Below are 12,381 nucleotides of genomic sequence, written 5' to 3'. Positions count from 1 at the left end.
ACATAAAAAACCCTGCTGTAAAAGTGCATACAAGTAGATGTATGCATTTACAACAGGGTGGTCCCTTTATATATTTTGTTTGATTTAATTATATCAATACTTTTGCATAATTATCAATATCACTTCGTCCAATTTACCGGTTTAGGAGAGGAAATTGAAGAAATTTGGCCGTTAATTAGTAATCCATACTGCCCGTATCCTTCTGCGTCTATTATCCACGCGACTTTGGAGGCCAAAGTGAGAGAAGATTTGTGATCGTGCAGTGGAATTGGGGACTTATATACTTTGGAAGTCCAGCCTTTTACTGCATTTTCAAGGCTTTTTGGATGTAGCAATGGTTTTTTGCACAAATTGACTATCCAGCAACCGTAAGTACCACAAGAAGATACATACCATCTGGCGTCTTCTCTTTGAGCTGGAAAGTCAGGCTCATTTGGATATGTGTACTTTTCCTTTTGTACCGGCTTTCCGATTAATTCATGAAACACATTCGGATCGTCCAATAAATAATCAGCTTCTTCTTCTATTAGTGAGAATTTAAAGCCAATATGATTATTGTTTAGCGGGGAGAGGCCATTATATCTCTAGATAAGAAAAAGCCGCACCTGGCTGCCTCGTAAGAACTATCGACATTTACGTTTTGACTGATCGAACAAGTTTCTGTAAGTTCATCAAATAGGTCACACGATGTCCGGCATGTTACCTCTGCAGGATTTACTTGCTTTTTACTATTATCTATTACAAGTTTTAACATGGCATTCACCCTTTTCCTAATAGCTTGTTATACAGCACCTAATACAATTGGAGAAATAAACGTCAATAAGGTTAATCCGCCAGCAAAGACCCACATTCTTTTGCTCCACCTGCCGAATTCAGGATGTTTTATCAAGTGATAAAATAGATAAAATACTAATCCAATTGATATCATCCAATCAACAGTAGAGTGACTGGCAGCAGAGATTAACTGAATAAAATCACTTGCGAGTAGTGTAACATTTTCACTATTTGTTGTAAATAATAATAGTATTAAAATTCTGATGAAAAAGAAAGTGATTGGAACCCAGATTAAAAGTCCGGTGGATCCTTTCATCACCTGGCCAGTCTTAGTAACAATTGAGTAACCTAGCCTAACCACTCCAAATAGAAACATTATTGTAAATATGGCAGAGAACAAAAAGGATATTTTTGGTGCAGTATTATTTAGATTTGTAGACCAAACATTGAGCTGTTCATTTAATGTGATACCGTTACCCTGCTGCAACGGACTTGCGCTTGCAGCAGAGGGTATCAAAATCACTAAAGCTAAGAGTAGTAATAGGTAACGAAATTTTAAGACCATCTTCTTTTCCCTTTTGCATCAAAGCGGAAGCAAAGGCCCGTTTCAAAAGTTGCTGTACTAATTCGGCCATTAATGATTGGAAGGTCCACTAAGTGCTTGTACCTTCCTTGATTGTAATCCAGCACTTGAGAAAGAGAAGATAGCCATTGACCAAGAACCTGTGTGTTAACAGTTTGCTCATTGCTTAAAATGGTATTAACCTTTTTACCATCCAAGTTCAACTTAAATCGAATATTGCTTAATCGGTAATTATGCCATCCAAATTCAATCTGGGTAAGAAACGCTCTAAATGGAATTAGTTTCTTAAACAGTGGCGTAACATAACTTAGTATTCTATGATTATCTTGAACTTCACTTGGAAGAGCTGTATGTAATTCTAAATCAATACTATTATGTTCAAAGGATCCATCTGGGTTAACTGCTATAGAAGCATCCAGGTTTACATTTAAATGGTTACTTAGTGGGGTCAACCAGGCCAAATCTACATAGGTTAGGTTATCTTCAATTGATTCATAATATTCTTCTGTTTGAGGTATTCCTTCTACCCCCATCGCATTGATGTATAACTCCCCTTTGACAAACCTGAAATTGATATGCAGTTTATTTAGTCCAATTTGTTTTTTCTTAATTTCTTGCTTTATTTCTAAAATTTGCTTTTCGCCTAACCTTTGAATTATCATAGGATAAATCTCCTCTCATTTATTGTAGCTAAGCCTTAATTTAAAATCCTTTATAAATCTCCATATATTCTCAATCTCTATATTTTGGATAAAAAAAGCTGTTAATGAAAACATTTCCAAGTAAAACTAAAACTGCCATTATTATATTACAATAGACTCATCCCCTCTGTCGAAAAGTGTCGAAAATCTGATTATCTTATCTAAAAATGTAAAATATGAGGGTCTTTATTACCAAAAGAATTATTCTTTTGGTCCAAACCAAGGTTTTGCACCCGGGCTTGGACCAAAAGGCGACTAAAGTCGCTCTTTTGAAATTCTTTACATTGCTAGTACTCTATCGTCTTGAATAAGATGCTCTTCATCTGGAATCATGTATTCCTCTGACACAGATGCTTCAACTCTTACTAGGTTTTGTACACTGATTTCCTTACCAGCCCTTACTACATCTAGAATGAGAATATCCCCATTGCCTATTTTTTTTGCTTTTTCCCCCACATTTACCCATAGCCTTTTTCCATCTGAAATATGGATATAGTTTTCTTCTATACCAACTACAGAAACTACCCATTGTTGAGCACCTTCTAAGCAGTCCATAATTTTTGCAGAGGCAAATGATTCAAAACCATTTTGAGAGGGTGTTGTCTGTTCAATCATTAAGTCATTCATATGAATACAATCTTCATCCTGGTCATCATCCTCTATCCATTCAGAAACGAAAATTTCTTCTTGATCCGATTCTTGGCGGAGACCATCTAATAGTAATTCACCAGTTTTATAACTGTGGTGATAAATATCACCTTCTTCAGCAGCTGTTATCTCTTTTTCAATCTGCATAAATAATTCTTCTGATTCCTCATTTAGTGCTGATTTTAAAATTAATGGTTCCTCTTCCGCATTCACTCTATGCTTCGCAGCACTTATAGGAATAACTTCTGCAAAGTTTGTACAATCCTCGCCAGAATATGAATAGTCATCATCCTCGGGGTAATGTAAAACTTTAATTTCCTCTACCCGTACATAAAAATAACTTTCAAGAAACCAATAAAAATAAACAGCCCAATCCCAAGTTATTAAAATTGTCATAACTGTCTCCTCCTAAAAAGTTCTAACGCGAGTTGCCCGCTTACCGCTGCTGTTCGCTTCTTCTTTGTTTTTGTAGTCGTATCAACTTCAACTTCGAATATCGATATTTGCTCAGCTGTTTCTGCAAATTTTGCTCTTTCATATTCCGTTAAGTAAGCCACGATTTCCCCATCTTGAATACAATCGAATCCAAAAGCTTTTACTAAATCTACTTCCAGGATTTGATTGGTAAACATAAACCCATTGACCTTTCCATCTGCAATATGGCTTGTAATGGTTGCCGCTTTCCGGATAAGGACGTTTTTAGAGGAATCCGCGGAAACTTGCTGATTAACCCAGGCAATAAATTGTTCTTTTGGTGAGTTGCCCATTTTCTTTTTCTTTCCGATACTTGCTAAGATTTTTCTTGCACGATCAGAAGCTTCTGCCGTCCATTCCTCGGTAGATCCCTTAAGCACTTTTCCTTTTTTAATGGACTCAATCAGCATGGACTGCAGGTCTCCTTCATCTCCCAACATTGCATTAAGCCCATCTGAACTTACTTCTCCGTTTATGGCACCGGCAGCTTTATTCTTCTGAGCTATCAAGGTAGCCATTTGTTCTTGGAAAGTTTCTTTATAGGCTAAGTAATAAAGACGACACTCTTCCGTTTGTCCGATCCGCCATGCTCTTCTAGCAGCTTGATTAATCGTGAATAAGCTCCAACTAAATTGGTAGAAAATGAGGGTAGGTGTACATAATAGGTCAAGACCTACCTGTACAAGCTCCTGTGACAATAGCGATAGGTAAGGTTTTGAAGTTATCTCCACCTTTTCCCCCGCTCCACACCGTACGTGAGCCTTTCAACTCATACGGCGTTCCATCTATCTTAGTAGCTTTTAATAACCGATAGGTTCTAAGTTACACACTTTACGATATGCGTTTACTTTCTTGATTTCTGTCCCTTTGAGTTTTAGAAGTTCTAGATATTCTCTAACCGTTTGTTCTGTAGTTGAGTGGATTAACCTGTGTACCAGCTTATTGATAATTCGCAGATTATTGAAGTCGTCATTTCCACCCATGTAAGCGGGTGTGAAATGATGGCAATGAACTAAATCAGCCGTAAGAAAATGACCGGTTATTTCACACTTGCCTTTCTTCATGCTGTATCTGCTTAATCGATTATCCAGGTACTCAATACTCCTATTAGGGATATTGGATTTCATAAGTCTCCCTAATTCATGTAAGACATCCCCATCTAGATTTGTGTAGATATGTTCCCTTCCATCCTTCGTAAACGGGGTCAGCCATTGTGAATAATTCATCACTGACGTATGGCTAACAGCGTGGATTGGATAGAGGTAAACATCACAAACCTTAAAGGTTTTAGAAGTGCCCTTATAAAACCTTTTGTATGAGAGAGGTGGATTGATTGGTTTTTCGTAAATGCTACATTTGGTCAAACGGTCCTTTAATGTCCTGCTAAGTTGGAAGGCGATTTCGTTGAATTCGCTATTAACGTGTGTTGCGTACTTATTGTAGTTGTGGATACCCAAGACCCAGCTGTTATACAGAAGAGCGTTTTGCGCCGTGGAATTTTTTTGAATCGCTTTGATTCGTTTAATTCCTTCTTCTTTGTATAGTTGCTTCTTTTTCTTGGTTAACCTGGTGTAAGCCACACGTTTCTTATTCTTCAACTCGGCACTTATAGAGAAACCTAGAAACTCTGACTTTTTCTTTCTTAAGTTAACAATTTTGGATTTTTCGGGTGAGATTTCGAGTTTTAGTCGGTCTTTTAGGTACAGTCTCACAGCATGAAACCATCTTTCGGCTGTTTTCCAATCTTTGCAGAGGATTTTGAAATCATCAGCATAGCGGACAATGTAGCCTTCTTTCAAGTTGGTCTTTTTTAATGCCCTGAATTTATGAGTTGAGCTGTATTGATGGTTTGATTGGAAGTTTTCCCATTGAGATGCTATCCAATTATCGAGGTCATTTAACACAACATTAGATAGCAAAGGGGAAAGAATCCCTCCTTGCGGTGTACCTTTTGTTGGAATGCCTTCTCCATCAATTTCTGCCTTGAGCATCTTACTGATAAGACGTAACACGATTCTGTCCCGTATTCCTAAATTCCATAGTTGCTTGATAAGAAGCGTATGGTTAACGTTGTCAAAGAACCCTTTTATGTCAACATCAACAACAAAATGTAGCTTATTAATGTTAATCAGGTAATTAACCCTTGCAATAGCATGGTGCGTAGTTCGTAGCGGTCTGAAACCATATGAGTGGTTATAGAATTTAGCTTCACAAATCGGTTCGAGAACCTGTTTGAAAGCTTGTTGGATAATCCTGTCACTCATGCTTGGGATACCTAAAGGTCTTTTATCACCGTTTGGTTTAGGAATTAAAACCCTTTTCACCTTCATTGGCTGATAGTTTGATAGACGTTTTTGAATAAATGATACTAAATCATCATCAGTGAATTTTTTGTAGTCATCTATTGTCCTTCCGTCTACACCAGCCGTTTTGGAACCCTTGTTAGACTTAATGGTTCGATATGCAAGAAGGATATTTTCTCTAGATTTTATTAATTCATAGAGATTCGTGAAGCTGATATTACCCTGCTTGCTTTTTTCATACAATTCCTCAAAGGTATTTATTAATCCGTAATAATCCCAGTATCGTAACTGTGTTTGCAAAATGGATCACTCCTTTCGTGGAATGATTTCCCATATTCTTACTCGACCCTCGCAATAAACTATTTAGAATATCGGTTTTAGCTATGGATAGACTTGGGGCTGTTCCTCCGTTTTCATTACAAAAACTTCATCAGTCGTGCCCCTACTCTCACAAAGGTGAATGCATTTCGGCAAAATGCCTTATAGCAACCGTCAGGATGTCAGTCCTAAGCGACGTCCTTTGCTTTCCTTGCTCCTCTGATTCTATCTTTCACATATATCCTTAGGTGGTTCCTTTGAGCCTGTGAATTTACATCAACATGGTCTGATGTACGGATTTCATAGCATCGGTTTTTACTCTCCGATAATTCACCTAGCGTAATGCCAGCCTGTACCGGTTAGATACAGTCGTTTTATAGACCCTTCCATTCGGAAACTTCGTCAGACCTGATTAGGTCATTCTCACCGTAGATATTTTATAGACACCCGGCCTATCAGATTGTGTCTTCCACCTCTGGAAGATTTTCGATTAACACGTTAGTGTTATTTGACGACAATCCTTCAGCCGACTTTACCTAGCCCCATACACTAATTTTCTGACACTAAATAGCGCATGTAGGAGTATCAGTGTGGTCGCTTCGGAATGACATGTATTCCTCATTTCAACCATCGAATCAGAAGTTGAACCTACATTTAAGTAAGCACAGCGATTTCACCATACTTGGCTTATACGCTTAACAAGTCGCGCCAATACAAACATCGTATCCCTCTTTTTCTATCTTCTTTTTTAGCCATTCACTACGCTTATTTGTGGCCGTGGTAGAAGTGTCTAAGATACAAACCTTTGCTCCAACCTGCTCAAGAATGTGTTGTAAACGCGGCCTTACATCTCTGCCTTCTACACTGGAACCTGTATCTCGAACATAGACAATACTTTTCCTGCCTTCCTCTATCTCACCCTTAATGATTTCCTGGAGCTTCTTTTCCTTGTTAAGTATTCGCTCTTTAGGAAATTCATCTGGGCTCCAAATTAAATCTCGGTCCCCATCTTCTGTTTTGATAGAGAATGGGGGATAGGTGAAAGGGTTATCTGGATATGCGATGCCTGTTTGAGTCAATGGAAGATAAAGCTTATGCCCGTCATCTCGTCCATCGATAGCTGATTCAAATGTAGATACCATGTTGTTATAATGCTTCTTTAAATCCTCGTCTAAATCTACAAGAATTGTAGGAACATTGATCAACTCCACAGGGTCTGGCCATACATCTGTTAAGCGGACAAGCACACTGTTTTGGACAAGAAACTTTGAGAACACAAATGGTGATATACCGGGAAGAACCTTTTCTGTTCTCCTGGTGCCTCCTCGCGATTGCTTGTTGCTGTACTCGCCTTTATCGTCCTGATTGTAAATAGTCGTTTCAATGTTTCCATACTCTTCATTCCACTTCCGAACTTCATTGAAAGCGTATCCGTTCTCAACCATAAGGTGTGGGAATAAGCGCCAAAGTGTATAGTAGATATCCTCGGCCTTGCCTCCAAAAAGGGTTCCTGTACCACCTATAAGCTTCTTTGAAGCAGCTGCAAGGCTCCCTAGTGAATTTCCCTGGGCTGACATGCCAGATTTCAGCATATGGATTTCATCACAGATAGTAATATCAAAAAACCATCTCATTTTCCTTCGGATGTATTCAATAGAAGCGATTCTCCTTGGATTCCCGACTTTCTTAGGAATCTCAGGTTGAGAGAGCTGAATTTGTTGGACCAAAGGCTGATTCTCCTTTAAAGCATGTTCAATCTGCCTTTCGTACTTAAACCAGTCTTTTATTGATTGGTATCTAGTAGGTACCTTCTTGGTCCATAAACTTTCACCGCATTCAGAACAAAAAGCATTGGCTGGATTTTTTGAATTATGAAGTCGCCTGCTTGTTCCAAATTCATCTTCATCCATCGTCCGTTTATTCTGAACCTCTTCTTCCTCTCCATCCTCATTGGTTTCCACTGCAGTAGATTCAATAACCTGGTGTGCATTACCGCAGCTTGGACAATAGTATCCAAAACGATATGGTAAGGAGTTTGACTCACTTTGAAGTACCGTTTTCTTATAATCAAAACGAACTGCAGGAACCATCGCACAATCGCCCCTCATTGTTGTAAAGGAAATGACAAAGAATGTTGGTTTCAATGGCTTAGGCCTTCCTTGACTGGTCCATTTACGATGAAACTCAATGAGTTGCTCTGTCCGTTCAATAACTCTTACATCAGCATGAGGTAAAATTTCTTTTATTTCCTCCGGCCATTTTTTTGTTAGGCTTGGGGGACACATTAGACAAGCAAAATACCCTTTTTTATTTGACATAGCAGCAACTACATCAGGAATTGCTGTCATCATGGTTGATTTACCCGTGCTCATTTCACCTTGTATTAAAGCTACCTTCTGCTTTTTCAAAACTTTAGCGATCGCGGTAGTAACATGAGATTGGACAGGAAAAAGTTCCCGCTTATAAGTTGAGATTTGCGGGTGTATAGCGTCTGTCATTGGGTCATGGCCTGGAGTAACTTTATTGCTTACCTTTGTGACCATATCATCCATGAAGGTTGTCATATACTGTGTCAAATCTTCTATGGATTCCACTGCTTGACCAGTTCCTGTTTTAGGAAACTTCAGCATCCCACTTGAAATCATTTCAGAAATAATATCATCCGCTTCCTGCTCTCCAGTTTCCTCACTAAAATTCAGTTTATAGATGGAAAATCCATCAGGAAAAAGGGCGGAATCATAATAAAACTTGAATTCCTCAATACACCCTCTTCTTAAGAACTCATTTAGAATAATATCTTTCCATTCAGGTAGAATATTAAGCCCATACTTTCCGCCACCTAAAATTTGTCTTAGCCCTTCTCCGGGATCTGCATCGAACGAAAGAATATAGTCTCCGTTTCCAAGCAGGTCATCATGAACAATTGCGACCGCTTTTCGGTTTTGATTAATAGTAATTGGGAACTTTGAATACTTTCCTTTATCAGAGTACATACGGAATTCTTGGGAAAATTTATAGTCAGTTAAATCTTTCTTCCCTTGCCCAAAAGACAAACCGCCACTCCCGGTATCGACTGCAGCTTTCATAGCCTGTAAAGTAGAATCATTACCAGCAATAATGGTCATGAGTAATTTAGCTCCTTGCCATTCATGCTTGGGTTCCTCTACCGCTAATGCGTAACAAAAAGCGCTTTGCCATGCCTGCTCCAGGTAAATTTCAATCATCTTTGGGTTTTCATCTGTCTCAATCACTTTATTTAATTCCATGCTGCTGACTCCCTGCACCAAATTGAATAAGGTATGCCAGCTGGCGATCCCTATCTCAAATGAGGCAGGGATACACCTCCCTATATAGTTTTCTTAATGAACATACTCTTTAAGCTGTTTGTGGATCTTTAAGAGTGCACGATCAATAGCTCCTCCTACTGTATCCTGAAAAGTCGTTTGGATAGATAGAGGGCTCACAAGAGCTTGAAACTTTCCATTGTGGTCACCTTCGTTGATATAGTAGACTTTTATCGAAAAATCTTCATACTCAGTCTCCAATATGAATATCATCCGTATTAATGCTCCCATCTAAAAATTCTTTAAATGCCGTAATAACTTCTTGCCTTGCCTTTTCAATTGAGTCATAACAGCCGGTAGTCAGATTATGAATTACACCATTACTCATATGGATTCTGAACAAGCTTCCGAGAGGCAGGGAATCAACATACTCCACGAAAAACTTCTGGCTGGCGTACTCCTCTAATTGAAAAGAAGAAACCTGGTGCATTGGTTCTGCACTTCCTTTCTCAGAAAAAACTAAGCTGTTTGAAGATTTTTTTCCTGTTTATTCGCTTCCATTAAAGTTCTAAACTCATTTATGATTCGTCCTGAAATATCACAAATCATAGATCCGTAATTTAAAAGAGAATCGGGGTCATGTTTGCTCCATGAGTTAACATATCGGAAGGAATAATCTGATGTGTCTAAGCCGAAGAATGAACAAACAATAAAGGCTGTTCCTTCTGCAACAACTTCCTTCTCCGATGTAGAAGACGTAGTATCATATCGATGCACCTTTGAATGCACCAATTCATGTACTAATGTCTTGCATCTATGATTAACACTTAAAGTGTCACTAACGACGATTTCATGGTTTGCTCGGCTATAGTAACCATTGGCTCCTTGCGCGTCTCCATATTTGATTGGACAATTATCTTCTTCAGCAATCTGTTCAGCATATTCAATAATCTCTCTAGCTGCCTCAGAATCGCCTTCAAGCTTTATAATCACCTTATCAATAGGAAGCGGATCTCCTTCCGTCTGTTCAAGCGCGAAAACTGGAACAGTTATGAAACCACCTAACTGTGTTTCACCGGTTTCATTGCCTTGTTCATCTTTCACCTTTATGAATTTCGGCTTGAAGATTCTAATGGCTTTAGAACCTAGTTTGATATTGCGGCCTAACTCATTCCAACGTTTGAAGCTCGCTATATAGCTGGCATTTGGAAATTGAGTTTTAGCAACCATAATGTTTTTAAAAGAGTAATTCGGCATCAGTGCTTTCATTTCTAAAAGAGCTTTGAATTCTTCTGGAGAATATTCAAAGTTTCTTACACCTTCATCCAGGACAGAAACAAGTTCTTTTACTCTTTCTTCAACGCTTGGACCTCCTTTGCTCCATCTCTTGCTCTTACCTTGACGATTTGCCATGTACAACAGCCCCTATCTTTTAGTGTGTATATATAAAAAAGAGAATAGGAAACCCATTCTCTTTGAATACGACCATCTTCAATTGCTTTGAAAACACAAAAAAGCCCTTGAAGTTTCTGAAAAAATAGCAATAAAAAAGCTATTTATCCATCAACCGCAAAGGCTGCTAATGATTAAAAATACCCGCTAATCCTCATAGGATTGCCATAAAATGAAAAAAATGAAATGAATATATTGGTATTATATCCTTTGTTTTCTATTTAGACAAGAATGATAAGTGACTCATCTCAGATTATTCCACAATACTACCCATCAAGGAATGACACCTACCCATCATAAGATGACAGGCGGACCCATCATGAAATGACCCCCACCCGTCAGGAAATGACGGGCTACGCCTATCAGGAAATGACGGGCGGACTTATCCACAAGAAATCTCTATTTTGTTAATAAATCCGCCTGTCAGGAGATGACACCCTAGCCAGTCAGGAAATGATAGGCGGATTTTCCGGGCGTCATTTCCTGACCCACCCCCATCATAAGATGATGCCGAATAATATAAATCTTTAAAAAGACTTTAATATATATATTTATATAGAAAAAGAGTAGAGGAAATGATCCCTCTACTCTTCAATAGAAATAATTTTGATATCTAAGAAATTAATATTTAAATCATTCAACGCCTGTGTAATTAAATCTATATGTCTATCATTAATCCAGCTAGCCGCAAATTTATTTTGTGCATAAAGTGTAATCACGGAATCACGGTTTTTAAATAAAGAATCTTTAAACCAGGTATCGAAAGATGGTTTCGAAATTTTAGCTTGTATGTATTCCAATACCTGCTTTGTAAGATTCAAGTCATCAGTTGTCATTGATTCTTTGATATCTAGTTTATGTTTTTGTACCGCGGCATTTCTCTTTTTTACCGGCTTATGGAACGTTTCTCCCTGTTCAATAAAGTCCTCATAAATCCCTTCATAATTAACGACATTTCCAAGGTTGTCTGGGCTATAAACAGACATATACTTTTCCATAAAGTCATCATGCCTTCTCTTTAGTTCCTCCGGAAGCTCTTCATACAATTCCTTCGGAAGAAATGGCACCCGTCTTCTCACTTTATAAATTGGAGTTTCATCCATATTTTTTCTTCTCATCTGCAGACATGCAGTTAAATCTGAATACAAATCCATATCTTTCTAAAAGACTTAACCTGCTTTTAACAGTGTTTACAGAACCAAAAGAACACTGAAGCTGCAGAGTCTTTAATGCTGGCCAGCAATAGTCTTTCTCAATACAATAGCTTTTAAGTGTGATAAACAGTGCCAAACCATCTGCTTTAAGAAAGTGCTGCCAAAAATGAATAAGGTAGTTATGTATGATTGTAAAATTCCGATCTTCGAATTCAATGTTTTGACCATAACCATCTAAGCTAAATTCTTTAACCTTCTCTTCATTAAAAAGGATTTTATTAACTACAGGATCATGATAAAAAAATTCTTTAAATTGACCTGTTTTGTCTATTAACCACCTGGATTTTTCAATTTTTAGATCTTCTTTGACAGGACGGTAATAGATAAGAGGATAATTTTCCCCCTTTAGATTAGGACGAGCATCTTTCAAAATTAAAACCTCCAAATCATTTACCCGTAAGGCTCTGAACGGAGATTCCTTCTTGAAATAAGTAATTCAAACTGTTAAAATATGAATTAAATTATCAAGTATGAGAAATCCCGCCTATTGAATTTCATTTAATCTTTCAGCGGCCAAACTGGAAGAGATTAAATGAAAGCCTCTGGTGGGTTTTTTTGCCATTTTATAGTGAATTAACACTATTATGTCTATAGATGCTATATTTTCTATCATAACAAAACAAGACAGGT

The 12,381-nt window shown here is 38.0% G+C and carries 12 protein-coding genes; all 12 read right to left on the bottom strand.

The window, feature by feature from the left end:
• Window positions 1–119: 119 nt before the first annotated feature.
• The 12 genes from M5V91_RS28780 to M5V91_RS28725 all read right to left on the bottom strand — a co-directional run bounded on the left by M5V91_RS28780 (window position 120) and on the right by M5V91_RS28725 (window position 12,121).
• Entirely contained in the window at window positions 120–503 is a 384-nt protein-coding gene (locus M5V91_RS28780) for a hypothetical protein (RefSeq protein ID WP_284522375.1), read from the bottom strand.
• Between the two features lie 278 nt (window positions 504–781).
• Window positions 782–1,339: a hypothetical protein gene (locus M5V91_RS28775; protein ID WP_252222849.1), complete on the bottom strand. Its 558-nt coding sequence runs from the start codon at window positions 1,337–1,339 to the stop codon at window positions 782–784.
• On the bottom strand, window positions 1,330–2,019 hold the full coding sequence (locus M5V91_RS28770) for a hypothetical protein (RefSeq protein WP_252222846.1): 690 nt from the start codon (window positions 2,017–2,019) through the stop codon (window positions 1,330–1,332). The genes M5V91_RS28775 and M5V91_RS28770 overlap by 10 nt, the downstream gene beginning before the upstream one ends.
• A 318-nt stretch (window positions 2,020–2,337) precedes the next feature.
• On the bottom strand, window positions 2,338–3,102 hold the full coding sequence (locus M5V91_RS28765) for a hypothetical protein (RefSeq protein ID WP_252222843.1): 765 nt from the start codon (window positions 3,100–3,102) through the stop codon (window positions 2,338–2,340).
• Window positions 3,099–3,911 carry a hypothetical protein gene (locus tag M5V91_RS28760; protein WP_284522374.1) on the bottom strand — a complete coding sequence of 271 codons (813 nt, stop codon included), beginning with the start codon at window positions 3,909–3,911 and terminating at the stop codon, window positions 3,099–3,101. The genes M5V91_RS28765 and M5V91_RS28760 overlap by 4 nt, the downstream gene beginning before the upstream one ends.
• Window positions 3,912–3,980: 69 nt before the next feature.
• On the bottom strand, window positions 3,981–5,783 hold the full coding sequence (gene ltrA / locus M5V91_RS28755; protein WP_284522373.1) for a group II intron reverse transcriptase/maturase: 1,803 nt from the start codon (window positions 5,781–5,783) through the stop codon (window positions 3,981–3,983).
• Between the two features lie 713 nt (window positions 5,784–6,496).
• Entirely contained in the window at window positions 6,497–9,067 is a 2,571-nt protein-coding gene (locus M5V91_RS28750; protein ID WP_284522372.1) for a helicase, read from the bottom strand.
• Window positions 9,068–9,160: 93 nt separating this feature from the next.
• Window positions 9,161–9,346 (bottom strand): hypothetical protein, encoded by a 186-nt coding sequence (locus M5V91_RS28745; protein ID WP_236888100.1) that lies wholly within the window; start codon window positions 9,344–9,346, stop codon window positions 9,161–9,163.
• Window positions 9,336–9,575, bottom strand: coding sequence for a hypothetical protein (locus tag M5V91_RS28740; RefSeq protein WP_019379887.1), 240 nt, complete (start codon window positions 9,573–9,575; stop codon window positions 9,336–9,338). The genes M5V91_RS28745 and M5V91_RS28740 overlap by 11 nt, the downstream gene beginning before the upstream one ends.
• Before the next feature lie 29 nt (window positions 9,576–9,604).
• Complete coding sequence (locus M5V91_RS28735; protein ID WP_019379886.1) at window positions 9,605–10,498, bottom strand: ArdC-like ssDNA-binding domain-containing protein; 894 nt, start codon at window positions 10,496–10,498, stop codon at window positions 9,605–9,607.
• Window positions 10,499–11,121: 623 nt separating this feature from the next.
• Window positions 11,122–11,655 (bottom strand): DnaA N-terminal domain-containing protein, encoded by a 534-nt coding sequence (locus tag M5V91_RS28730; RefSeq protein WP_284522371.1) that lies wholly within the window; start codon window positions 11,653–11,655, stop codon window positions 11,122–11,124.
• Entirely contained in the window at window positions 11,633–12,121 is a 489-nt protein-coding gene (locus tag M5V91_RS28725) for a helix-turn-helix domain-containing protein (RefSeq protein WP_284522370.1), read from the bottom strand. The genes M5V91_RS28730 and M5V91_RS28725 overlap by 23 nt, the downstream gene beginning before the upstream one ends.
• Window positions 12,122–12,381 lie beyond the last annotated feature (260 nt).

The sequence above is a fragment of the Cytobacillus pseudoceanisediminis genome (assembly GCF_023516215.1).
Lineage (GTDB): Bacteria > Bacillota > Bacilli > Bacillales > Cytobacillaceae > Cytobacillus > Cytobacillus pseudoceanisediminis.
The sequence above is the reverse complement of the archived record's forward strand: the minus strand, read 5'-3'. Positions and strand labels throughout refer to the sequence as shown.

Excerpts from the sequence above, each read along its gene's own strand:
- M5V91_RS28775 (WP_252222849.1), bottom strand. The coding sequence starts at position 1,339 with ATGGTCTTAAAATTTCGTTACCTATTACTACTCTTAGCTTTAGTGATT.
- M5V91_RS28770 (WP_252222846.1), bottom strand. The coding sequence starts at position 2,019 with ATGATAATTCAAAGGTTAGGCGAAAAGCAAATTTTAGAAATAAAGCAA.
- M5V91_RS28765 (WP_252222843.1), bottom strand. The coding sequence starts at position 3,102 with ATGACAATTTTAATAACTTGGGATTGGGCTGTTTATTTTTATTGGTTT.
- M5V91_RS28750 (WP_284522372.1), bottom strand. The coding sequence starts at position 9,067 with ATGGAATTAAATAAAGTGATTGAGACAGATGAAAACCCAAAGATGATT.
- M5V91_RS28740 (WP_019379887.1), bottom strand. The coding sequence starts at position 9,575 with ATGCACCAGGTTTCTTCTTTTCAATTAGAGGAGTACGCCAGCCAGAAG.
- M5V91_RS28735 (WP_019379886.1), bottom strand. The coding sequence starts at position 10,498 with ATGGCAAATCGTCAAGGTAAGAGCAAGAGATGGAGCAAAGGAGGTCCA.
- M5V91_RS28730 (WP_284522371.1), bottom strand. The coding sequence starts at position 11,655 with ATGAGAAGAAAAAATATGGATGAAACTCCAATTTATAAAGTGAGAAGA.